Origin of the sequence: Curtobacterium sp. MCLR17_054, from assembly GCF_003234335.2 — a bacterium.
GTDB classification, from domain to species: domain Bacteria; phylum Actinomycetota; class Actinomycetes; order Actinomycetales; family Microbacteriaceae; genus Curtobacterium; species Curtobacterium flaccumfaciens.
The window spans coordinates 3755140-3777357 of record NZ_CP126263.1 but is presented as its reverse complement, the minus strand read 5'-3'; the positions used below and the strand labels follow the sequence as shown (position 1 = coordinate 3777357).

Here is a 22218-nt window from a genome sequence, read left to right as displayed (position 1 = left end):
GTCGCGCTCGTCTCCAGGGGTCGTGTCGTGCGTTCGCTGCCGGACGAGGGTGCGTCCTGCGTGGTCGGACATGCCGTGGCGTCCTCGGCGACCGCACTCGGGACCAGGTCGTCGCCGGCGGATCGTCGGTGGCTCCGGGGGCTTCGTTGACGCCTCGTTGCCGCGGAGGTTCCCACAGGGTTGTCCACAGTGTTGTCCACGACCACCTCGAGCCGTCCGACAGGAGTACTTCCCTGTGGTACCGGCCATCGGGGCGATCGATCACACCACTGTAAAGGACCGGACCGAGTCCCACCGAACGGAAGTTGTCCCCAATGTGGAGAATGGGCTCGAGCGACGGCAGAACCGACGGCACCGACGCAAGCGGTCCGGGCGGGTTTGACCTGCTCGCCGCTGTCACGTACCGTTAACCAGTTGACTGCGGCCCTTTGGTCGCGCCCATCTGCGTCGTTCGACACCCGGACGGCTACACATACGTGACGGCTCGCCGCGAGCAGCCGTGTGGAGAACATCATGAGCAAGCGCACCTTCCAGCCGAACAACCGCCGCCGCGCCAAGAAGCACGGCTTCCGCCTCCGCATGCGGACGCGTGCCGGCCGCGCCATCCTGTCGGCGCGCCGCGCCAAGGGCCGTACCGAGCTCTCGGCCTGATCAGGCTCATCGCCTGATCCGGTCCTCGGTCTGACCCCGGCGTCGCAGTGTTGGCCAGCGCCAACCGCATCGTGCGCGGGGATGACTACCGGAACGTCGTGCGTCGTGGTCGCAAGAGCGCCACGGCGCACGTCGTCGTGTCCGTGGTCCGTCAGCCGGCAGACCGCAACGGACCGACGCGGTTCGGCTTCATCGTCGCGAAGACGGTGGGGAACGCCGTGACACGGAACCTGATCAGGCGGCGGCTCAAGGCGATCGCGCACGAACTGCTCGCCGAGACCCCCCAGGGCTTCGACGTGGTGGTCCGTGTACTGCCAGCCGCATCGCAGGCCGGATGGCCTACCCTGCTCGAAGACGTCACGCGCTCCTTCGCGCGCGGGGTGGAGAAGGCAGCATGAACCGCACTCTGTGGACCCGGCTTGCCTGGGTCATCGCGTTGCTCCCACGCAACGCGTGCGTCGTCGTGCTCCGGGCCTACCGTGCGGTGATCTCCCCGCTGTACGGCAACGTCTGCCGCTACCACCCGTCGTGCTCCCGGTACGCCCTCGACGCGATCCAGCAGTACGGCGTCGTCCGCGGATCCGCCATGGGCGCCTGGCGCATCGCCCGTTGCAACCCCTGGGCTGCTGGTGGCATCGACGACGTCAAGGAACGCCGTCACCCGTTCGTCGTCAACCGGTTCGGGTTCGTCCTCGCGCCGATCCCGCAGCAGCCGCACCCCGCGGTCGGAACGGCCCGGCCGGTCCTGCTCCCCCAGCGCACTCGAAAGGCGTAGCCGTCCCCATGGACATCATCGGATTCGTCCTCTGGCCGCTCAAATGGGTGGTCTCGGCCATCCTCGTCGGCTTCCACTGGATCTTCGAGAGCATCGGCATGGACCCGAACGAGGGCATCACGTGGGTGCTCTCGATCATCTTCCTGACGTTCGTGGTGCGCGCAGCGCTGATCCCGATCTTCGTTCGGCAGATCAAGTCGCAGCGCCGCATGCTCGAGGTCGCGCCGCAGCTCAAGAAGATCCAGGACAAGTACAAGGGCAAGAAGGACCAGTTCTCGCGTGAGGCCATGAGCCGCGAGACGATGGCGCTCTACAAGGAGACCGGGACCAACCCGCTCAGCTCCTGCCTGCCGCTGCTGCTGCAGATGCCGATCTTCTTCTCGCTGTACTCGGTGCTGCACGAGGCCCAGATCAACAAGACGGGCATCGGCCTGCTGACGAACGACCTCGCGGGGTCGTTCGGCAACGCGGCCCTGTTCGGCGCTCCGCTGCACGAGACCTTCACGAACGCCTCCGGGTGGGAGGTCCGTGCGATCGCGGGCTTCATGATCATCGTGATGACGGCGTCGCAGTTCATCACGCAGCTGCAGCTCGTCGCCAAGAACATGTCGCCGGAGACCAAGGAGTCTCCGATGTACCGCCAGCAGAAGATGATGCTGTACATCCTCCCGCTGGTCTTCGTGATCTCGGGTCTGAGCTTCCCCCTCGGCGTCATGTTCTACTGGCTGGCCTCGAACCTCTGGACGATGGCGCAGCAGTACTTCGTCATCCGCAGCATGCCGACCCCCGGCTCCGAGGCCGCTCTGGCTCGTGAAGCCCGCCTGGCCAAGAAGGCACAGCGTCGCGGAACGGCCACCCCGGTGCTCGCCGAGGCCGGTGCCGGCGCCGGTGCGACGGAGATCGAGCCCGTGCGCGTCACCACCCAGCGTCAGCAGCCGGTCGGCAAGCAGCGCCAGAAGAAGAACGGGAAGAAGTAAGTGACCGAGCAGGACACCGCAGGCGCCGTCGAGACGACGGACACGGAGACCGAGGATGCCCGCGACGAAGCGGACATCGCAGCGGACTACATCGAGGAACTCCTCGACATCTGCGACCTCGACGGCGACATCGAGATCGAGGAACGCGCCGGTCGCGTGTACCTGTCGGTCACCGATGACGGCGAGGCACTCCGCGTGCTGTCGAAGCCCGACACCGTGACGGCGCTGCAGGAGCTCACACGGATCGCTGTGCAGGCGGAGACCGGCGAGTTCAGCCGGCTCATCCTCGACGTCGGTGGCTCGCGGGATGCCCGTGCTGACGAGCTGCAGCGGCTCGTGGACACCGCTGTCGAGCGCATCGAAGCCGGGTCGTCGTCGGCTGCGCTCCCCCCGATGTCGTCGTACGAGCGCAAGCTCGTCCACGACCTGGTCGCTGAGAAGGGCTTCCACTCGGAGTCCGAGGGTGAGGGTCGGGACCGCCACACGGTCGTCACCCGATGACGGACGCACCCGTCCCGAACGACGCAGCACCGGTGCTCGAGGCTGAGCCCGCGGCGGCTGCAGCACTCTTCGGTGACCAGATCGAGGTTGCGCGCTCGTTCACCAACGAGCTTGCGCGGCGGGGTGAGGAGCTGGGCCTGATCGGACCGCTCGAGCTGCCCCGCCTGTGGACGCGACACATCCTCAATTCGGCGTTGCTCGCACCCCTCCTGGAGGCCCGGGGTCGCGTTGCCGACGTCGGTTCCGGTGCAGGGTTGCCGGGTCTCGTGCTCGCGATCGCCCGTCCGGACGTCGAGTTCGTCCTCATCGAGCCGATGGAGCGCCGGACGGATTGGCTTCGCGCTGAGTCTGACCGGCTTGGCTTGCAGAACGTCACGGTGCTCCGCGGCCGTGCTGAGGACGTAGCCGACGACGTCGTGGTTGACCAGGTCACCGCACGCGCCGTGAGTGCCCTGTCGAAGCTCATCCCCCTCACCGTGCCGCTGGTCCGCTCCGGCGGCCAGCTCATCCTGATGAAGGGTGCGCGGGTCGACGAAGAGATCGAGAAGGCCCGCAAGGTCATCCTTCGGAAGCGCCTCTCTGATGTCGAGGTGCTCGAGCTCGGAGAAGGTGTGGTCGACGAGACCACCCGCGTCTTCCGGGCTACAGTTGACTGACGCTGCGGCTCGGGCCGGGTCATCCGGCCGCCAGTGGCTCCGCGTTCCACGTGAAACATCGAACCGGGGAAGAGGCACTCGTTGAGTTCATCGACCGACTACGACGCGTCGACACCGCTCGCTCGCGAGATCGCCGACCTGAACCGTCGCCGGCGCGCGATCGCCACGCAGCAGTTTCCACTCCCTTCTGAGACACGGATCATCACCGTCTCGAACCAGAAGGGTGGCGTCGGCAAGACGACCACGACCGTTAACCTGGCAGCGGGTCTCGCCCATGGCGGCGCTCGTGTGCTCGTCATCGACCTGGACCCGCAGGGCAATGCCTCGACCGCGCTTGGCGTCGATCACCAGGCCGAGGTCGCGAGCATCTACGACGTGATCGTCGACGAGGCACCGATGGCCGACACCGTGCAGGCCTCCCCCGAGTCGGACACCCTCTGGTGTGTGCCGGCCACCATTCACCTCGCCGGCGCCGAGATCGAGCTCGTGTCACTCGTGGCACGTGAGCAGCGTCTCCGGACCGCGCTCGACATGTACCTGCAGTCGCTGGACGAGCCGTACCACTACGTCTTCATCGACTGCCCGCCGTCTCTGGGCCTGTTGACGATCAACGCCTTCGTTGCCGCGCAGGAGGTACTGATCCCGATCCAGTGCGAGTACTACGCGCTCGAAGGACTGAGCCAGCTGCTGCGGAACATCGAGTTGATCGAGCGACACTTGAACCCGAACCTCCGGGTCTCCACGATCCTGCTGACCATGTACGACGGCCGCACGAACCTGGCGAACCAGGTGGCGAACGACGTCCGGGAGCACTTCGGTGACCAGGTCCTCAAGGCGATGATCCCCCGTTCCGTCCGCGTGAGCGAAGCACCGAGCTACGGCCAGAGCGTCGTCGCCTACGACGTGAACTCCACCGGGTCGCTGTCCTACCTGGAAGCGGCCGCCGAGATCGCAGCACGAGGAGCGAAGCACTGATGGCACCGAAGCGAACCGGACTCGGACGAGGCATCGGCGCCCTGATCCCGACGGCGACCGATCAGCAGGACCGTCCCGTCGACGTGTTCTTCCCGACCGGTGGCTCGCCGGCATCCGCTCCGACCGCGGACGAGCTGGTGGCCGTGCCGGGAGCTCGACTCGCCAACCTCAATCCGCTCGACGTGATCCCGAACGCGCAGCAGCCGCGGAAGGAGTTCCGCGAGGAGGAGCTCCAGGAGCTGGTGCACTCGATCCGCGAGATCGGCGTGCTGCAGCCCATCGTCGTCCGGCCCATCCCCGGCGCGACGGGTACCGAGCCCCAGTACGAGCTCATCATGGGTGAGCGCCGTCTGCGGGCCACGAAGGAACTCGGCCTGAACACGATCCCCGCGATCGTGAAGGACACCCCCGACGACGCGATGCTGCGCGACGCGCTGCTGGAGAACCTCCACCGGGCGCAGCTCAACCCCCTGGAAGAGGCATCGGCGTACCAGCAGCTCCTCGCGGACTTCGGGATCACCCAGGAACAGCTCGGGCAGCGGATCGGTCGATCGCGCCCGCAGATCACGAACACGATCCGACTCCTGCGGCTCCCCTCCCCCGTGCAGCGGCGAGTGGCCGCAGGCGTGCTCTCTGCCGGACATGCTCGTGCCATCCTCGCCGCTCCAGACGCCGAGGCGATGGAGTACCTGGCCGAGAAGATCGTCAACGAGGACCTGTCCGTCCGTGCTGCTGAGGCGATCGCGCAGCAGCTCTCCGCGAAGACGCCGCCGGCGAAGCTGAAGACCGAACCGTCGAAGCGTCAGGCGCACTTCAACGATCTCGCTGAACGGCTCGGAGACCGCCTCAACACGCGCGTGAAGATCGCGGTCGGTGCTCGCAAGAGTTCCGTCACGATCGACTTCGCGAACGGCGACGACCTCAATCGGATCCTCGGTGAGCTCGGGGTAGAGGACCTCGAGGGCTGAACCAGGCCGTATGCGGCGCTGCGCGGCGCTGTGAGCCCCTGGACGGTCGGGCTGCGGTTGCTGGACCACGGACTTCTGCTGAGCGGTCTTGCGGCAATACAGCGCTTGGGACGACGCCTTCCTCGGACGCGATCGGACTCAGGTGAGTTGGTGGTGTCGTGACCACCATCGGCTCGCCCATCATGCCAGCGATCCGAGGGACGTTCTTCCGAGCGGTCGATTCGAGGTTTCGTGAGTTCGCTCTCGAAGGATCGCGTTCCGCCAGCCGCTACTGCAGAGCGGACGATCCGACGCGCTACCTCGGATTGCCAGTTGAGGGAGTCGAAGCTTCGTTGCTTGCGAACAAGGGCGTGCGGCAGCGAAACGTGGAGATTGACGTCAAGGCCTCTCCGGTCGTCTGTTCGCGGTTCGGGCGCCCCGGGGCCCGCCCAACGCGCCGGGCGCCAACACCAGCGCTGAGTGAGGATCCTCATGGCGAGATGTTCCACGTGGAACACCTCGACTCACGAAGCAGGGAAGTCGCTCGATGCCGTCGTTCCACGTGGAACATCTCGGCCCGTTCGAGGGGCAGGTAAAGAACACGTGCCGGTGTTCCACGTGGAACATCGGCTGCAGAGTCAGGCGCGGTGGTCCCGGATGGCCTGCTCGGCGAGCTCGGCGTAGGTCCAGCCGAGGTCGAACCCGGACGCGGACAGCGCCTGCGGCAGCAGCGACGTCTCAGTGAGCCCGGGAAGCACGTTGGCCTCGAGGAACCAGGGCGTCCCGGCCCCGTCGATGATCAGGTCGACGCGGGACAGATGCCGGAGTCCCAGAGCTACGTGCGCGGCAACCGCAGCCTCCGAGGCTGCTCCGGCGAACTCGTCGGACAGTCGTGCGGGGGTGTAGAAGGTCGTCTCCCCCGCGTTGTAGCGCGCTTCGAAGCCGTAGATACCGTTGCGCGGCACGATCTCCACGGCGGAGAGCGCCACGGGGCCGTCTCCGGTGTCGATGATCCCCACGGCGACCTCGGTGCCACGGATGAGCTGCTCGACCACGACGTCGTCGCAGTACGTGTACGCCGTCACCATGGCCCGGGGCAGGTCCTTGACGTCATCGACGAGGGTCACGCCCTGTGCACTTCCGCCGCGCGCCGGCTTCACGGCGAGCGGTACCGGGTGCTCGGTCGCGATGGCCTCGAGGACACCGACAGCGCCGAGCTCGCGGAACACGTCGTGGGAGAGCGTCACCGAACGAGGGGTACGGACGCCGGCGCGGGCGACCAGGGCTGACGCCGTGGGCTTGTCCCATGCCAGCCGGGCCGACGTCGAACGTGAGCCGACGAACGGGATGTCCACGGCCTCCAGGATGCCCCGCAGGGCCCCGTCCTCACCGGAGGCGCCGTGCAGGGCCGGCCACACGACGTCCGGGCGTGAATCGGTGAGAGCCGGCAAGAGCATCGCGTCGGCGTCGCGCAGGTCCACCTGCCAGCCGTAGCCGGTCAGCGAGTCGGCGACCCGACGACCGGAGCGGAGGGAGACATCGCGTTCGTGTGAGATGCCTCCGGCGACGACGACGACGTGACGACGGGTGAGCTCGGCCATGCGGGGTCCTCCGGTGTGGAACTGCGGTGCTGTGCGATCAGCACTGAGGAAAAGCGCTGATCAGGAGATGTTCGGGGGCGGTGCGCTGACGGACGACGTCTCGCGGACCACGGTGTTCGGGCGGGTCGTCGGGCCGAACGTCTCGATGAGTTCGAGTTCGTCGTTGACGACGTTGGCCAGACGCTTGACGCCCACCCGGATCTGCTCCGGGGTCGGGTAGCAGAACGACAGGCGGATGTGTCCGCCTCCGCGCCCGTCGGCGTAGAAGGCCGTGCCGGGCGTGTAGGCCACGAGCTCCTTGACCGCACGCGGCAGCATGCCCTTGGAGTCGAGCGACTCGGGCAGGGTCAGCCACACGAAGAAGCCACCGTTCGGCTTCGTCCAGGAGAGGTCGGGCAGGAACTCCCCCAGTGCGGACAGCATGGCGTCACGGCGCTCGGCGTAGATGCCCCGGAAGGTGTCGACCTGACCCTTCCAGTCCGCGGCGTCGAGGTACGCGTTCACGACGTACTGGCCGAAGGAGTTCGGCGCGAGCACGGCCGACTCGTTGGCGAGCACGAGCTTCTCGCGGATGGCGTGCGGCGCGAGTGCCCAGCCGACGCGGAAGCCCGGTGCGAGGGTCTTCGAGAAGGAGCCGAGGTACACCACGCCCTCTTCGTCGATCGAGCGGATCGCCTGCGGCGCGGGCTCGTCGAACCAGAGGAGCCCGTACGGGTTGTCCTCGAGCACGAGGATGTTGTTCGACCGGCAGATGTCGAGCACCTCGATGCGGCGCTCGCGGCTCATCGTGACGCCGGCCGGGTTGTGGAAGTTCGGGATCGTGTAGAGGAACTTGATCCGCTTGCCCTGGGTGCGGAGGTTCGCGATCGCCTCCCGCAGCGCTTCGGGGACGAGACCGAGCTCGTCCGTCGTCACGTGCACCGTCTCGGCCTGGTACGACCGGAAGACCCCGATCGCGCCGACGTACGACGGCGACTCGGCGAGCACGACGTCACCCGGATCGATGAAGAGCCGTGTGACGAGGTCGAGGGCGTGCTGCGAGCCCGTGGTGACCACGACGTCCTCGGCGCTGGCACGGATGCCCTCGAGGCTCATGACGTCCACGATGTGCTCGCGGAGGGACCGCAGGCCCTGTCCGCCGCCGTACTGGAGCGCCATGGCGGAGTGCTCGTTCATGACACGGTCCAGGGAGCCCGTGACGAGCTCTCTGGGGAGCGCGGAGACGAACGGCATGCCGCCGGCCAGCGAGACCACTTCGGGGCGCGAGGCGACGGCGAACAGGGCTCGGACCTCGGAGGCGCTCAGCCCGGCGGTGCGCTGGGCGTAGGAGTCGTACCAGGGGTCGAGGCTGTTGCCGTTCGTCATCGAGTGCTCCGTTCAGTGGGACATTCCCGCCACACTACGACATCGGCCCGGGGAACCAGGGTTCCGCGACGGGGCCGATCGTCATCCGGTGGCTCCGGACGAGAACGGCCCCGCTCTCCGGGGAGAGCGGGGCCGTTCGGGTGGGGCGACCTACGCGAGGAACTCGGCGAGGTCGGCCTCGAGCGCGGGCTTCGGCTTGGCGCCGATGACGGTCTTGACGACCTCACCGCCCTTGAAGACCTTCATCGCCGGGATCGACGTGATCTGGTAGTTCATGGCCGACTGGGGGTTGTCGTCCACGTTGAGCTTCACGATCTCGATCTTGCCGGCGTGCTCTTCGGCGATCTGGTCGAGGATCGGCGAGACCGCGCGACACGGGCCACACCACTCGGCCCAGAAGTCGACGAGGATCGTCTTGTCGGACTTGAGGACCTCGTCCGAGAAGGTGGCGTCGGTGACAGCCTTGGCGTTGGACATGTGTGCTCCTTCGAGAAGTCGTTCAGGGGGTACAACGGCGATGCCGTCGTGGTATTCCGAGGCGGGTCAGGCCCGGGCGGCGATGACGTCGACCATGGCGGGCTCGGTCGGGGCGACGCCCTCGGCCTCGTCCGTCAGTGCGTCGTCGAGCTCGGCGAGGTACTTCTCGGCGTCGAGCGCGGCGACTGTGCCCGAACCGGCAGCCGTGATGGCCTGGCGGTAGGACGGGTCGATGACGTCACCGGCGGCGAAGACACCCGGCAGGTTGGTCTTCGACGAACGGCCCTGGACGGCGATCGTGCCCTCGGGCGCGATGTCGATCTGGCCGTGGATCAGGTGGGTGCGCGGGTCGTTGCCGATCGCGATGAACAGGCCGTCCAGTGCGAGCTCGGACTCCTCGCCCGTCACGGTGTCCTTGAGCGTGACGCCCTCGACCGCGGAGTCACCCGTGATGCCGGTGACTTCCTTGTTCCACGCGAACTCGATCTTCGGGTCGTTCATCGCGCGGTCCTGCATGATCTTCGACGCACGCAGGGAGTCCTTGCGGTGGATGACCGTCACCTTGTCGGCGAAGCGGGTGAGGAACGTTGCCTCTTCCATCGCGGAGTCTCCACCGCCGACGACGGCGATGTTCTTCTGGCGGAAGAAGAAGCCGTCGCAGGTCGCGCACCACGAGACACCGTGGCCGGACAGGCGCTCTTCGTCGGGGAGCCCGAGGTGACGGTAGGCCGAGCCGGTGGCGTAGATGACCGCGAGGGCCTCGTACGTCTCGCCGGAGCCGACGGTGACCTTCTTGACCTTGCCGGTGAGGTCGACGGAGACGGCGTCGTCGTACAGGACCTCGGCACCGAACTTCTCGGCCTGTTCCTGCATCTTGATCATGAGGTCGGGGCCCTGGATCCCCTCGGGGAAGCCCGGGAAGTTCTCGACCTCGGTCGTCTTGGTGAGTTCACCGCCCGTCTCGACACTGGAGGCGACGATGAGCGGCTTGAGCTCTGCGCGCGCTGCGTAGATGCCGGCGGTGAACCCGGCCGGGCCGGAACCGATGATGATGAGCTGGCGCATGCCTGATTGCCCTTCCGTTGCGTCTGACCGGGTCAACCCATCGTACCGGCGAGGCATTCCACACGCCCCGTGAGCGTGTGGTGCCCGGCAGGGATCAGCGGCCGAGCTTGCTCCGGAGCATCCGGACGGCGTTGCCGATCTCACCGTTCTTCGCGACGACGAGGGCTCCGAAGTACACGGCTGCCATCACCGCGCCGGCGAGGACGAGGGTGATGGCCGCTCCGGTGAAGTCGGCCATCGCGAAGCCGCTCGCCGAGAACGACCCGAAGAAGTTCACGACGAGGAGTCCCACGACGCCCGCGATGAGCGCGGCGATGACGAACTGCACGTGCGAACGGGTGACCACGGGTCCTTCGATGCCACCGAGCCGCTTGCGGACGAGCACCAGGGCGACGATCGTCTGCGCGGTGCCCGCGAGGGTGGTGCACGCTGCGATGGCGACACCGATCGCCTCGTTCGGGAGCGTGCTGACCGCGAGGGCACCGATCACGAACAGCACCGACTGGACGCACTGCATGAGGAACGGCGTCCGGTGGTCGTGCATCGCCCAGAAGACGCGCTGGATGATGAACAACATGCTGAAGAGCACGAGCCCCGGCATGTAGGCCAGCAGGACCGCGCCGATCGACAGCGCCCCGTCGAAGGTGTTGGAGAACATGCGTCCGAACGGCACGGCGACGACCATCAGCGCGATCGATGCGAAGACGGTGAACAGTCCGACGATCCGCAGCGAGAGCGACAGGTTCTTCCGCACGGCGTCGAGGTCGCCGCGTTCCGCGTCGTGGCTCATCCGTGTGAAGTACGCCGTCGCGATGGAGACCGTGATGATCGAGTGCGGCAGCATGAAGAGCAGCCAGGCGTTCTGCAGCACCGCGTTGCCCGCGGCACCCGAACCCAGCGATGCGACGCGCGACTGCACGATGCCGGCCAGCTGGGTGACGAGGATCATCGCGAAGAGCCACCCGGCCGCCGTGCCCGTCGACTTCAGGCCGACGCCACGCCAGCGGAAGTCAGGTCGGAAGCTCAGGCCCGCCCGGCGCCAGAAGAACGGCAGGAAGGCGGCCTGAGCGAGCACGCCCAGGGTCGCACTGCCGGCGAGGACGGCGATCTTGAGCGGAGTCCAGTCGTCGACGCCGGAGTTCGCGGCCCTGCCACCGAACATGGCGATGAAGACGACGAGCCCGGCGATCGAGATGACGTTGTTGATGAGCGGCGCCCAGGTGAACGGGCCGAACACCTGCTTGGCGTTCAGGACCTCGCCGAGCAGGGAGTACATGGCGTAGAAGAGGATCTGCGGCAGGCACCAGAACGCGAACGCCACCGCGAGGTCGATCTGACCGGGCGTGAACCCCTTGCCCTCGCCTGACGCGGTCTGCGCGTACACCTGCACGAGCAGTGGGGCGATCAGGGTCGCGACGACGGCGATGACGATGAACAGGGATCCGCCGAGCGTCACGATCTTGTTGACGTAGGCCGTGCCACCGTCGGTGTGCTGCTTCATCGCACGCACGATCTGTGGGATGAGCACGGCGGACAACAGGCCACCCGCGATCAGCGCGTAGATGTTGTTCGGGAGCTGGTTGGACACCGCGAACGCATCCGCCGCCGGCGATTGCGTCTGCCCGATCGCGTACGCCAGCACGAAGGTCTTCGCGAAGCCGAGGATGCGCGACAGCATCGTGCCGGCGGCCAGCATCGCGCTCGCCCGGCCGAGGCTGCGCTCGGCGACCGGCTCGGCGTCGACGTCGGGCTGGGGCTGGCTGGTGCTGATGGTCGGCTCCTCGGGGTCGCGGTCGTCCGCGACGGTGCTGCGTGCGGCGTCGGACGGGAGGCGCGGCTCGGCCCCGGCGCGCACGATGGCGTCCCGCAGGGGGCCCTGGTCCACCGCCGTGGTTGTCTCTGCAGCCGGCGCTGCAGCCGGGGCCGCGGCCGCCGCTCCGGTGGCCGTGCCGGCCGTGGACGCGGCCACGCTGGGTGTGGAAGCTGCTCCGGAGCGGTGATCCGTGCCTCCAGGCCGGGTGGCGGACACCTGCGCGCCCCCGACCGTCGGCTGGACCGCCAGGGGACGGTTCGGGTCGTCGTCGTCCTCGTCGTCGAGCTCGCCGTTGCGGCGGCGGATGCGCTTGCGGATGCTGCGGAAGATGCCGAAGCCGAAGATGCCGATCAGCGCGATCGCGGCGGCCGCGGTGATGACCGTCTCCCACTGCGCCTGCACGTTCAGCTCGACCGTCGCGGGCTGGGCCACGGCGACGCCGGTCGGGCTCGAGAGCGACATCGTCAACTCCACCTTGCCGTTCGCGACCGACTGCACGGGGACGGTCGCACGGGTGGAGGAATCGGGCTGGATCTCGACGACGATGTCGTTGCGGACCACACGCAGCGCCGAGTTGGACGGCTGCACGGACAGGTGCACCGTGACCGGGTAGGCGGAGCTGTTGCGGATCGACACCGGCAGGGAGGACCGGTCGCCGAGCAGGGTGAGGCTGCTCGAGTCGACGATGCCGACCTCGGTGGTGCTCTTCGCCCAGGCGGCCGTTCGGGCCTCCACCGCGGCGGCGAGGCCCTGGTCGTCGTCACGCCACGCGTTCGAGGCGAGCGCGAGCAGACGGAGCCGGGCCGGGGCGGTCAGCTGGTTCGGGTCGCCGAGGATCGTCGCGAACGCGGAGAGCCCCTGTTCCCCCCGCACGAGTCGCTGCAGCTGGTCGATGCGGGCCTCGCCGGTGGACGCGCTGGCGAGCGTGAGCGACCCGGCGACGGCCTTCGAGGCGGTGGAGAGGTCGGCCGGGGCGACCCAGGCGGTGCTCTCGAGGGCGTCCAGCGCCTGGCTGAGCCGGGTGGAGTCGGACGGCCACTCGCGCCCGAGGGTCAGCAGGATCGGCCCCGTGGCGGTGGCGGCACGGGCCGAGGTGGCCAGCGTCGCGGTGAGCTCGGACATCGTCGACGACCAGGTCTGCCGGTCGGTGGCGGCGGCGGCTCGGCGGAGCATCGACGACATCGACTGGTCGGAGACGAGCACGTGGTCGTCGCCGATCTTCTCGGACGCGGTGATGGTGGTGTCCGCGCCGGCCGAGGTGTTGCCGCTCGAGACGATGGTGGTCTTCGTGCCGGCACGCTCGAGGGCGGGCAGGTCGGCGGAGGACACGGTGCCCTCGGTCGGCCAGGCGATCGAGTCCATCGAGTACGGGAAGTCGAGCAGGGACTCCGTGGTCGGCAGCGTCTCCTGCGCCTGGTCGGCACCGTCGTCGGTCGTGGTGCCGCTCGAGGCCTCGGTGGGGGCCGGCGACGAGGTCTGCCCCGGTGTTGCCGTCGGAGTCGGTGCCGGGGTCTCGGCGCCGGGGAAGTTCTCGGACTTGACGGACTGGTCGAGGGAGATCGGCGACAGGATGCCGTCGGACCCGGCCTGGCGCAGGCCGGTGACGTCGGCGTCGGCGTAGGGCAGCGCGAAGGTCTCGTTGCGCAGTGCTTCGAGACGCTGCAGCCAGGTGATCGCGCTCGACGGGGCGTTGTCGCCGAGGATCCGGATCGAGGCGATGATCCGCGGATCCACCGCCACGGCGACGTTGTGGTCCTCGGCGGCGTCGAGCTGCTGCGTGAGCGTGCCGTCGACCGAGGTCGCAGCAGCGAGCACGGGCGCGGTGAGGATGCCGTCGGTCGACTTCGGCACGGTGATCGGCATCGCGACGGAAACGCTGACCGGGGCCTGTTCGAAGTCCGGGTACCAGGTGATCGCAGAGCGGTCGACAGCGAAGGCGTCGCCCGCCGTGTACTCGGCCGCGATGCGGCGGGCGCCGAACGAGGAGTACCCGCCGAGCGCCACGTTGCCGGAGACGATCTCGACCGAGTCGATGGTGATCGAACGGTGCGCCGGGATCGCCGGGATGTCCACGGAGTCCATCGGGGCGCCGAGGTAACCGGTTGTGGTGGTGTCGCTGAGCCAGCTCGCCAGGACGTCGCGCGTGCTCACCGAGCGGAAGATGTCGAACTCCGCGGTGCCGGCCGGCAGTGCCGCGTCGGTGTCGTTCGTGACGGTGACCGACAGGGTGAGGTCCTGGTCGCGCTGGACGACGCCACGGTTCGCGGGGGCGATCGAGATGGTCGCCTTGCCCGCGTCTGCGGCGGCCGGATCGGCGACGTGGCTCTTGGCTGTGGACACCGTGGCGGCCGAGGCGTGATCGGTGGCGACGGGCGCGACGACCAGGCCGAGCGCGACGAGGGTCGACGCGGCTGCGGCGAGCGTGGTGCGGAGCATCTGCATACGGGGAGCGGGCCACGGGGTCGGTTCGGGCCGAGCACGAGTGTATGAGGCGCGACCATGAACAGGTCCCGTGCGCGCGCGGCTTGTGGAGAACTCGGGGCCTCGATCTGGGAGGATGAGCACCGTCATGCAGTCCGTTGCCCAGGCCGTCGAACGACTCGACGCACTCGCCACCACCGAGCCCGTCGACCTCCTCGCTCGGGCCTTCGCCGACGCCGGACACGAACTCGCCCTCGTCGGCGGCCCCGTCCGTGACGCGTTCCTCGGCCGTCCGGTGACCGATCTGGACTTCACCACCGACGCCCGGCCGGACGACATCCTGCGGATCGTCGAGCCCATTGCGAGTGCCACCTGGGACGTCGGTCGTCAGTTCGGCACCATTGCCGCGCGGGTCGCCGGCGAGCAGGTCGAGATCACCACGTACCGCAGCGACGTCTACGACGGCGAGACCCGCAAGCCCGAGGTCGCGTTCGGCGACACCATCGAGGACGACCTGCTCCGTCGCGACTTCACGGTCAACGCGATGGCCCTGCGGCTGCCGGACCGCGAGCTCGTCGATGTGCACGGTGGCGTCGAGGACCTGCTCGCCGCACGGCTCCGGACGCCCCAGACCGCGGTCGTCTCGTTCCGCGACGACCCCCTGCGGATGATGCGCGCGGCACGGTTCACGTCCCAGCTCGGCTTCACCGTCGACGACGACGTGCGGGCCGCGATGCAGGACCTCGTCGCGTCGATCGACATCGTGTCCGCCGAACGGGTCCGCGACGAACTCGTCAAACTGCTCAACACGGACGACCCGGTACCCGGCCTCCGGCTGCTCGTCGACACCGGCCTCGCCGAGCGGTTCCTGCCCGAGCTGCCCGAGATGCGGCTCGAGGTCGACGAGCACCACCACCACAAGGACGTCTACGAGCACTCCCTCACCGTGCTCGAGCAGGCCATCGGGTACGAGGCCGAGCGGCACGCCGGGGATCCCCCGGACACCGTGCTCCGGCTCGCGGCGCTGCTGCACGACATCGGCAAGCCCGCGACGCGCAAGCTCGAGCCCGGCGGCGCCGTGAGCTTCCACCACCACGACCTGGTCGGTTCGAAGATGGCGAAGAAGCGACTCCGCGCGCTCCGCTTCGACAACGACACCATCGCCGCGGTGTCCCGCCTGATCGAGCTGCACCTGCGCTTCTTCGGGTACACCGAGGGCGCCTGGACCGACTCCGCCGTCCGCCGCTACGTCCGTGACGCCGGACCCCAGCTCGAACGGCTGCACGAGCTCACTCGATCGGACGTCACCACCCGCAACCGCCGCAAGGCCGACCGGCTGGCGTTCGCCTACGACGACCTCGAGGACCGCATCGAGGTCCTGTCCAAGCAGGAGGAACTGGAGTCGATCCGTCCGGACCTGACCGGCGACGACATCATGCGGATCCTCGACATCCCGCCGGGGCGTGCCGTGGGCGAGGCCTACCGGTTCCTGCTCGAGGCCCGGATGGACGAAGGACCCCTCGGACCGGAGACGGCCGAGGAGCGCCTGCGCGAGTGGTGGAGCACCCGAGGCGACGCCGACGCCTGAGACGCGACCGCCTGACGGGCGGGACCGCTCTCCACAGGCCGGTGGCGCGCCTCCAGGCAGTCCGGTAGGCTACCCAGGTTGCCCCTCGCGCACCTGCGTGGTCTGGGGCACATGCATCAACCCTCCTGCCCCGGGAACCGCCCGGGGCCGCTGAGACCAGAGGAGGTGGGTTCCGCATGCACCAGTACGAACTGATGGCGATCCTCGACCCCGAGATCGATGAGCGCACCGTCGCTCCCAGCCTGGACAAGTTCCTGGCCGTGATCCGCAACGCGGGTGGCACCGTCGACAACGTGGACGTCTGGGGCCGTCGCCGGCTCGCTTACGAGATCGCGAAGAAGTCCGAGGGCATCTACGCCGTCGTCGACTTCACGTCGTCGCCCGAGGCCGCCAAGGAGCTCGACCGTCAGCTCGGTCTCTCCGAGGCCGTGCTCCGCACGAAGGTCCTCCGCGCTGAAGAGGGCATCGCGCAGGTCGCCGCCCAGAAGCAGCGTGACGAGGCTCGCGCGGCCCGCAAGGCCGCCAACGCCTCCGCAACCGCGACCGCGAGCGCCGAGTAACCCGTGGCCGGCGAAACCGTCATCACGGTGGTGGGCAACCTCACCGCGGACCCCGAGCTGCGCTACACGCAGAACGGGCTCGCCGTGGCGAACTTCACCATCGCGTCGACCCCTCGCACGTTCGACCGTCAGGCGAACGAGTGGAAGGACGGCGATGCGCTGTTCCTCCGCGCGAGTGTGTGGCGCGAGTTCGCCGAGCACGTGGCGGGGTCGCTGACGAAGGGCTCGCGCGTCATCGCGCAGGGTCGTCTGCGTCAGCGTTCCTACCAGGACCGTGAGGGCCAGCAGCGCACGAGCATCGAGCTCGAGGTCGACGAGATCGGCCCGTCGCTCCGCTACGCGACCGCACAGATCACCCGCGCAGCGGGTGGCAGTGGCGGCGGTCGTGGCCAGGTCGGCGGTGGCGGCAGCGCCCCCGCGGGCAACGGCGGCGGCAACTGGAACAACAACGGTGGCGGTCAGTCGGACGCGCCCTGGTCTCCCCAGGGCGGCCAGCAGGGTGGCGGCAACGCACAGTCGAACGACGTGTGGAGCACCCCCGGCGGCAACTTCGACGACGAGACCCCGTTCTGATCCTCAGCGTTCCGACGGACACACAACTTTTCTTCTAAGGACAAATCACTATGGCTGGAAAGAGCACCGGCGACCGCCGGAAGCCTCGCGGCAAGGGCGGCAAGAACGCTGCTCCCGCGAAGTCGATCAAGGTCGGCGTCATCGACTACAAGGACGTTGCGACCCTTCGCAAGTTCATCTCGGAGCGTGGAAAGATCCGCGCCCGTCGCATCACCGGCGTCTCCGTCCAGGAGCAGCGCCTCATCGCCCGTGCCGTGAAGAACGCCCGTGAGATGGCGCTCCTCCCCTACGCCGGCTCCGGCCGCTGATCGGAGGTCGACACATGTCGAAGCTCATCCTCACCCACGAGGTCTCCGGCCTCGGTTCCGCTGGTGACGTCGTCGACGTCAAGAACGGCTACGCCCGCAACTACCTCATCCCCCAGGGCTTCGCTGTCGCGTGGTCCAAGGGCGGCGAGAAGCAGGTCGAGTCGATCCGTGCCGCGCGTACCGCGCGCGAGCTCGCCACCATCGAAGAGGCACAGGACCTCAAGATGAAGCTCGAGAACGCGACCATCACCCTGTCGGTCAAGGCCGGCAAGGACGGTCGTCTGTTCGGCTCCGTCCGTCCGGGCGACGTCGCTGACGCCGTCCAGGCGCAGGGCGTCGGCTCGCTCGACAAGCGCAAGGTCGAGGTCCCCGCGACCATCAAGACCGTCGGTGACCACGAGGCCACCGTGCGCCTGCGCGAGGACATCACTGCCGTGATCTCGCTCAAGGTCGTCGCTGCCAAGTAGCACTGACGTTCCGCTCCACGACGGGCGGGTCTCCTCCGGGAGGCCCGCCCGTCGTTGCGTTCCGGGGGCGGTCGCGCGGCTTGTCCTACGGCTGTCGCCGACATGGTCACGGGCCTGGAGGCGCGGCTCGACTCGGGCTGGCTGGTTACGGTTCAGACGGGGTCGCGCTGGCTGGGAACAGGCCGAGAACTCTGCCCACAGGAGGGGTCCTTGTCAAGTCGTTTTACACAGTGGAAACGTGTCAAATCGGAACCTTCAAGGGGTACTTGAACCCCACTTTTCCACACACCGTGTGCAACAGAAAAGCCCAGGTCAAGTAGTCGAAAGTGTGTTCGTACGGGTCTTTTTCCACAGGCCCGTCCACAGTTCTCCACACAGCGCTCCGGCGTGTTCCGCAGGCTCTCCACAGAGTTATCCACAGGGCCGTTTGTTGGGGATAACTCTGGGGCCGTACGTTGGCCCAGCGACTCGGGGATGTCGGTTGCCGGGGGTAGAAACAGGGGTGCGGGTTCCGGCCGGTGGGTGCTGTCCCGCCGATCCAGGTCCGTGTCGTCAACAGAGGAGAGCGTGTGTCGATCGCACATCTTGAGCCCGCACCGCAGGACTACGCGGAGCGCGGTATGGAACGCACCCCGCCGCACGACATGCTCGCGGAGCAGTCGACCATCGGTGGCATGCTCCTGTCGAAGGACGCCGTCGCCGACGTCATCGAGACCGCCCGTGGCGTGGACTTCTACGTCCCCAAGCACGAGGTCATCTTCGACGCGATCCTGTCGCTCTACTCGCACGGTGAACCCACCGACGTCATCGCCGTCACCGACGAGCTGACCAAGACCGGGCTGCTGTCCCGCGCCGGCGGCGCCGAGTACCTGCACAGCGTCACGAGCATGGTGCCGACCGCCGCGAACGCCGGCTACTACGCCGGCATCGTCGCCGAGAAGGCGGTGCTCCGCCGCCTGGTGGACGCCGGCACCCGCATCGTCCAGATGGGCTACGCGTCCGAGGGTGAGGTCACCGACCTCGTCAACAGTGCGCAGGCCGAGGTCTACAACGTCGCCGGAGGTGTCCAGACCGAGGACTACGTCCCGCTGACCGACGCCATCTCCGCCGCGCTCGACGAGATCGAGGCCGCCAAGGGCCGCGACGGCCAGATGACCGGCGTGCCGACCGGGTTCGCGCAGCTCGACGGCCTGACGAACGGCTTCCACCCCGGACAGCTCATCATCGTCGCCGCCCGACCGGCCCTCGGTAAGTCGACCCTGGCGCTCGACCTGTGCCGCGCCGCCGCGATCAAGCACGACCAGACCGCCGCGTTCTTCTCGCTCGAGATGGGTCGTGCCGAGATCGCGATGCGTCTGCTCTCCGCCGAGACCAGCGTGCCGCTGCAGAACATGCGCAAGGGCACCGTGGACTCCCGCGACTGGACCACCATCGCGCAGACCCGTGGTCGCATCAACGACGCCCCGTTCTTCATCGACGACTCCCCCAACATGACGCTCGTCGAGATCCGCGCCAAGTGCCGTCGACTCAAGCAGCAGCACAACCTGAAGCTCGTGGTCATCGACTACCTGCAGCTGATGACCTCGGGCAAGAAGGTCGAGAGCCGCCAGCAGGAGGTCTCCGAGTTCTCGCGTGCCCTGAAGCTGATGGCGAAGGAGCTCCAGGTCCCGGTCATCGCCCTGTCGCAGCTGAACCGTGGTCCGGAGCAGCGTGCCGACAAGAAGCCGGCGATCTCCGACCTCCGTGAGTCCGGCTCCATCGAGCAGGACGCTGACATGGTCATCCTGCTGCACCGCGAGTCGGCGTACGAGAAGGACAACCCGCGTCAGGGTGAGGCGGACCTGATCGTGGCGAAGCACCGCAACGGACCGACGGACACCATCACCGTGGCGTTCCACGGGATGTTCTCGCGGTTCGTCGACATGCCGCAGTAGGCGCATGGGCGCGCGACGCCTCGCCAACGTCGCATCGACTAGCGGGCGATCGTGAGGGCCCCGTTGTCCTCACGGATGCGGCCGTCCTTCGGCACCCACACGCGCAGGCCGTCGAGCCTGCCCGTGGTGAAGGACGAGGCGTCATCCTGCAGCAGCGTGGTCACGGCCTCCGGTGCGGGGAGCCGCTGGTCGCGGCCGACGACGATGGCGACGTAGGGGCCGCGGTCGAGTCGGTTGGTGCCGTGGTTGCCGACGTACGGCTGGAAGAGCGTGGGAGTCGCCGACACGAACAGGATCCGACCGTCGGGCACATCGTGTTCCTCGAGGTACCCGGGCAACAGCGCGATCCCGGTCGGGTGCGCCCGCGCGACGGCCTGACTCACCCGGAACGAGGGGACGACGAGCGTCGCGACGAGGACCAGCACGACCGGGACGGTCAGGGCCCTCGGGGGGACGGTGGCGAGGCGTGCGAAGCCGATGGCGGCGAGGACCAGCAGGAACGGCATCCACGCGGTGTAGTAGGTCGGCAGCGCGATCTTCGCGACGACGACGTAGAACCCGACGAGCAGCACCAGGGATGCGCCGACGTACGCGACCAGGCGGTCCGCCCGCACCACCAGGGCAGCGAGCACACCGATCGCGAGGACGACGAGCATCCCCTTGCCGGTGCCGTCGAGCAAGAACCGGAAGCTCGCCCACCACGGTGCGAACGTGTAGATCTGCCCGTCGATCGTGATCGGGTGCCCGTTGGTGTTCTGCCCCTCCTGGAACGCGACCATGTACTGGATCGCCGAACGGATGCCCATCGGGACGTACAGGGCGACGAACGTCACCGTGAAGGCGGCGACCCACAGCGCGCCGCCCACGAGGCCCTTCCGCCAGGCCTTGAACAGGACCGGGAGCAGCAGGAACGCCGGGAGCAGCACGATGGTCGACAGCTTGGACGTGACCGAGGCAGCCATGAGCACGCCGGACACGGGAGCGAGCCACCAGGCCCGCTCGCTGCGGATCCACCACCACGCGGCGACGATCGCGAACACGGCGAAGGCCGTCATCACCGGGTCGAGCAGGGCGAGCCGGTCGACGCGGGCACCCGCACCACCACGTGGAGTCAGCCACCACAGCGACGCCGCCAGCAGGGCACCCCAGTACCCGATCTCGCGACGCAGCCACAGGTACAGGACCACGCCGACCGCGAAGGTGAGCACGCAGACGAGGCCCCGCGGGCCGATCGGACCCTGCCCGGTGAGGAGCTGCACGAGCCCGAACAGGTACTTGGCCGTCGGCGGGTGTTCACGGTTCGCGGTGAAGTCGCCGTGGACGTACTGCCACCCGCTCTGCAGGTAGATGTTCTCGTCACCGGTGATGTTCGAGCCGGCCAGGTTCCAAAAGCACTGGTAGAGCGCGGCGATCAGGACGAGGGAGGCGATCGTCAGGCGGAGGCGGAGGCGGAGGTCGCCGGCGAACCCGGACACTCGTGATGGCACCAGACGAACCTACTGGCCCTCCGACCGTCTTCGGCGTCGACGTGTTAGGTTGTGCACAACCTAATGGAGCGCAACGTGAAACTCACCAGCTGGATCGACCTCGTCACCGGTGGCCTGCTCGCCGGGCACGGCATCGCCACGGTTCGCCGCACCCCGCTGCGCGCTCGAGCCCAGCAGATGCAGCGACGTGGATTCGAGCCGGGCGCCCCACACGCACTCGGCATCCCAGCCCTGGAAGTCCTGTCCGGGCTCGGACTCGCCACCGCAGCGGTCCGCCGTGCCCCGGGGAGCGACCTGGTCGGCACCGGCTCCGCCGTCGCGGCGACGGCCCTCGGTGGGACCCGGTTCGTGATCGACCGCGAAGACGGCTCGGTGACGAGCACGACCGGCGGTGCTGCCGCACTCACACTCGCCGGCGTGCTGCGGCTGCTCACCTCGACCCGCGGCCGTCCGGTCGCCCGGATCCTCACGCTCGGTTCCGCCGCTGCCGCGATCAGCTTCGAGGCCGCACGCCGACGCCGCGTCCTCAGCAGCCGCTGACCTCGGCCCCCCACTCCACCAAACCCCACCACGACCGTGAAAGGCACCACCCCGATGGCAACCCGCACCCCCGCAGTCCGCTCCACCCGCCCCCGGACCATCGTCCGCATCCTGTTCGGCGCGATGCTCACCTGGGCCGGCATCAGCCACCTGACGGTGGCGCGCGAGGAGTTCCAGGCGCAGGTGCCGAAGTTCGTGCCGCTGCCGACGGACGTCACGGTGATCGCCTCCGGTGTGGTGGAGATCTCCCTCGGGGCTGCGCTGATGCTCCTGGCTCGGCGTCAGGTGACGGTCGGTTGGGTCGTCGCGGTGTTCTTCCTCGCGGTCTTCCCCGGCAACATCGCGCAGTGGATGCACCACCGCGACGGGTTCGGCCTGGACACCGACACCAAGCGATTCGTCCGCCTGCTGTTCCAGCCCGTGCTCATCGCGGTCTCGCTGTGGGCGACGAACGCGCTGCGCAAGCGCCGCTGAACCGGTCTGCGCGAGCGCCACTGACCGACGCTGCACTCGCGCGACCGTGACCATGGGGCAGAA

The 22218-nt window shown here is 68.3% G+C and carries 22 protein-coding genes; 16 read left to right on the top strand and 6 right to left on the bottom strand.

Annotation, left to right across the window (positions count from 1 at the left end; translation table 11 throughout):
- The first annotated feature begins 513 nt into the window (after positions 1–513).
- The 8 genes from rpmH (at position 514) to DEJ08_RS17990 (ending at position 5503) form a co-directional block, all read left to right on the top strand.
- Positions 514–651: a 50S ribosomal protein L34 gene (rpmH, locus tag DEJ08_RS18025; RefSeq protein WP_022889115.1), complete on the top strand. Its 138-nt coding sequence runs from the start codon at positions 514–516 to the stop codon at positions 649–651.
- 47 nt (positions 652–698) lie between these two features.
- On the top strand, positions 699–1049 hold the full coding sequence (gene rnpA, locus DEJ08_RS18020; protein ID WP_111053621.1) for a ribonuclease P protein component: 351 nt from the start codon (positions 699–701) through the stop codon (positions 1047–1049).
- The gene (gene yidD / locus DEJ08_RS18015) at positions 1046–1426 is read left to right on the top strand and encodes a membrane protein insertion efficiency factor YidD (RefSeq protein ID WP_017887819.1); all 381 of its coding nucleotides are present in this window, start codon (positions 1046–1048) and stop codon (positions 1424–1426) included. Before rnpA ends, yidD begins: the two co-directional genes overlap by 4 nt.
- Positions 1427–1434: 8 nt before the next feature.
- Positions 1435–2403 (top strand): membrane protein insertase YidC, encoded by a 969-nt coding sequence (gene yidC, locus DEJ08_RS18010; RefSeq protein ID WP_111053622.1) that lies wholly within the window; start codon positions 1435–1437, stop codon positions 2401–2403.
- Complete coding sequence (locus DEJ08_RS18005) at positions 2404–2904, top strand: Jag family protein (RefSeq protein WP_071248630.1); 501 nt, start codon at positions 2404–2406, stop codon at positions 2902–2904. It abuts the gene before it with no gap.
- Positions 2901–3560, top strand: coding sequence for a 16S rRNA (guanine(527)-N(7))-methyltransferase RsmG (gene rsmG, locus DEJ08_RS18000; protein WP_111053623.1), 660 nt, complete (start codon positions 2901–2903; stop codon positions 3558–3560). The genes DEJ08_RS18005 and rsmG overlap by 4 nt, the downstream gene beginning before the upstream one ends.
- An 81-nt stretch (positions 3561–3641) precedes the next feature.
- Entirely contained in the window at positions 3642–4535 is an 894-nt protein-coding gene (locus DEJ08_RS17995; RefSeq protein ID WP_269149421.1) for a ParA family protein, read from the top strand.
- Complete coding sequence (locus tag DEJ08_RS17990; RefSeq protein ID WP_111053624.1) at positions 4535–5503, top strand: ParB/RepB/Spo0J family partition protein; 969 nt, start codon at positions 4535–4537, stop codon at positions 5501–5503. Before DEJ08_RS17995 ends, DEJ08_RS17990 begins: the two co-directional genes overlap by 1 nt.
- Before the next feature lie 617 nt (positions 5504–6120).
- On the opposite strand, the gene DEJ08_RS17985 is transcribed toward DEJ08_RS17990, so the two are convergent.
- The 5 genes from DEJ08_RS17985 to DEJ08_RS17965 all read right to left on the bottom strand — a co-directional run bounded on the left by DEJ08_RS17985 (position 6121) and on the right by DEJ08_RS17965 (position 14245).
- Positions 6121–7083 (bottom strand): D-alanine--D-alanine ligase family protein, encoded by a 963-nt coding sequence (locus DEJ08_RS17985; RefSeq protein WP_111053625.1) that lies wholly within the window; start codon positions 7081–7083, stop codon positions 6121–6123.
- Between the two features lie 60 nt (positions 7084–7143).
- Entirely contained in the window at positions 7144–8448 is a 1305-nt protein-coding gene (locus DEJ08_RS17980) for an aminotransferase-like domain-containing protein (RefSeq protein ID WP_071404124.1), read from the bottom strand.
- Positions 8449–8598: 150 nt separating this feature from the next.
- Positions 8599–8925 carry a thioredoxin gene (gene trxA / locus DEJ08_RS17975; RefSeq protein WP_017887828.1) on the bottom strand — a complete coding sequence of 109 codons (327 nt, stop codon included), beginning with the start codon at positions 8923–8925 and terminating at the stop codon, positions 8599–8601.
- A 66-nt stretch (positions 8926–8991) separates the two neighbouring features.
- A complete protein-coding gene (gene trxB / locus DEJ08_RS17970) occupies positions 8992–9990 on the bottom strand; it encodes a thioredoxin-disulfide reductase (protein WP_071404123.1) in 999 nt (332 codons plus the stop codon).
- A 94-nt stretch (positions 9991–10084) separates the two neighbouring features.
- A complete protein-coding gene (locus DEJ08_RS17965; RefSeq protein ID WP_284180493.1) occupies positions 10085–14245 on the bottom strand; it encodes a DUF6049 family protein in 4161 nt (1386 codons plus the stop codon).
- A gap of 127 nt (positions 14246–14372) precedes the next feature.
- On the opposite strand from DEJ08_RS17965, the gene DEJ08_RS17960 reads away from it, so the two are divergent.
- The 6 genes from DEJ08_RS17960 (at position 14373) to dnaB (ending at position 19654) form a co-directional block, all read left to right on the top strand.
- Entirely contained in the window at positions 14373–15812 is a 1440-nt protein-coding gene (locus DEJ08_RS17960) for a CCA tRNA nucleotidyltransferase (protein WP_111053760.1), read from the top strand.
- A gap of 176 nt (positions 15813–15988) precedes the next feature.
- Complete coding sequence (gene rpsF, locus DEJ08_RS17955; RefSeq protein ID WP_027466903.1) at positions 15989–16372, top strand: 30S ribosomal protein S6; 384 nt, start codon at positions 15989–15991, stop codon at positions 16370–16372.
- Positions 16373–16375: 3 nt separating this feature from the next.
- Entirely contained in the window at positions 16376–16945 is a 570-nt protein-coding gene (locus DEJ08_RS17950) for a single-stranded DNA-binding protein (RefSeq protein ID WP_111038694.1), read from the top strand.
- Positions 16946–16995: 50 nt separating this feature from the next.
- The gene (rpsR, locus tag DEJ08_RS17945) at positions 16996–17253 is read left to right on the top strand and encodes a 30S ribosomal protein S18 (protein WP_017887834.1); all 258 of its coding nucleotides are present in this window, start codon (positions 16996–16998) and stop codon (positions 17251–17253) included.
- Positions 17254–17267: 14 nt separating this feature from the next.
- Entirely contained in the window at positions 17268–17720 is a 453-nt protein-coding gene (gene rplI / locus DEJ08_RS17940; RefSeq protein WP_027466901.1) for a 50S ribosomal protein L9, read from the top strand.
- A 569-nt stretch (positions 17721–18289) separates the two neighbouring features.
- Positions 18290–19654, top strand: a complete 1365-nt coding sequence (dnaB, locus tag DEJ08_RS17935) for a replicative DNA helicase (RefSeq protein WP_031260130.1) — start codon at positions 18290–18292, stop codon at positions 19652–19654.
- A gap of 38 nt (positions 19655–19692) precedes the next feature.
- On the opposite strand, the gene DEJ08_RS17930 is transcribed toward dnaB, so the two are convergent.
- Positions 19693–21141, bottom strand: a complete 1449-nt coding sequence (locus DEJ08_RS17930; RefSeq protein ID WP_181438897.1) for an ArnT family glycosyltransferase — start codon at positions 21139–21141, stop codon at positions 19693–19695.
- Between the two features lie 75 nt (positions 21142–21216).
- On the opposite strand from DEJ08_RS17930, the gene DEJ08_RS17925 reads away from it, so the two are divergent.
- Entirely contained in the window at positions 21217–21681 is a 465-nt protein-coding gene (locus DEJ08_RS17925) for a hypothetical protein (protein ID WP_146248426.1), read from the top strand.
- A 54-nt stretch (positions 21682–21735) separates the two neighbouring features.
- Positions 21736–22155 (top strand): DoxX family protein, encoded by a 420-nt coding sequence (locus DEJ08_RS17920; protein WP_027466888.1) that lies wholly within the window; start codon positions 21736–21738, stop codon positions 22153–22155.
- The last annotated feature ends 63 nt before the right edge of the window (positions 22156–22218 follow it).

Excerpts from the sequence above, each read along its gene's own strand:
- rpmH (WP_022889115.1), top strand. The coding sequence starts at position 514 with ATGAGCAAGCGCACCTTCCAGCCGAACAACCGCCGCCGCGCCAAGAAG.
- yidD (WP_017887819.1), top strand. The coding sequence starts at position 1,046 with ATGAACCGCACTCTGTGGACCCGGCTTGCCTGGGTCATCGCGTTGCTC.
- yidC (WP_111053622.1), top strand. The coding sequence starts at position 1,435 with ATGGACATCATCGGATTCGTCCTCTGGCCGCTCAAATGGGTGGTCTCG.
- rsmG (WP_111053623.1), top strand. The coding sequence starts at position 2,901 with ATGACGGACGCACCCGTCCCGAACGACGCAGCACCGGTGCTCGAGGCT.
- DEJ08_RS17990 (WP_111053624.1), top strand. The coding sequence starts at position 4,535 with ATGGCACCGAAGCGAACCGGACTCGGACGAGGCATCGGCGCCCTGATC.
- DEJ08_RS17985 (WP_111053625.1), bottom strand. The coding sequence starts at position 7,083 with ATGGCCGAGCTCACCCGTCGTCACGTCGTCGTCGTCGCCGGAGGCATC.
- DEJ08_RS17980 (WP_071404124.1), bottom strand. The coding sequence starts at position 8,448 with ATGACGAACGGCAACAGCCTCGACCCCTGGTACGACTCCTACGCCCAG.
- trxA (WP_017887828.1), bottom strand. The coding sequence starts at position 8,925 with ATGTCCAACGCCAAGGCTGTCACCGACGCCACCTTCTCGGACGAGGTC.
- trxB (WP_071404123.1), bottom strand. The coding sequence starts at position 9,990 with ATGCGCCAGCTCATCATCATCGGTTCCGGCCCGGCCGGGTTCACCGCC.
- DEJ08_RS17965 (WP_284180493.1), bottom strand. The coding sequence starts at position 14,245 with ATGCAGATGCTCCGCACCACGCTCGCCGCAGCCGCGTCGACCCTCGTC.
- DEJ08_RS17960 (WP_111053760.1), top strand. The coding sequence starts at position 14,373 with ATGCAGTCCGTTGCCCAGGCCGTCGAACGACTCGACGCACTCGCCACC.
- rpsF (WP_027466903.1), top strand. The coding sequence starts at position 15,989 with ATGCACCAGTACGAACTGATGGCGATCCTCGACCCCGAGATCGATGAG.
- rpsR (WP_017887834.1), top strand. The coding sequence starts at position 16,996 with ATGGCTGGAAAGAGCACCGGCGACCGCCGGAAGCCTCGCGGCAAGGGC.
- rplI (WP_027466901.1), top strand. The coding sequence starts at position 17,268 with ATGTCGAAGCTCATCCTCACCCACGAGGTCTCCGGCCTCGGTTCCGCT.
- DEJ08_RS17920 (WP_027466888.1), top strand. The coding sequence starts at position 21,736 with ATGGCAACCCGCACCCCCGCAGTCCGCTCCACCCGCCCCCGGACCATC.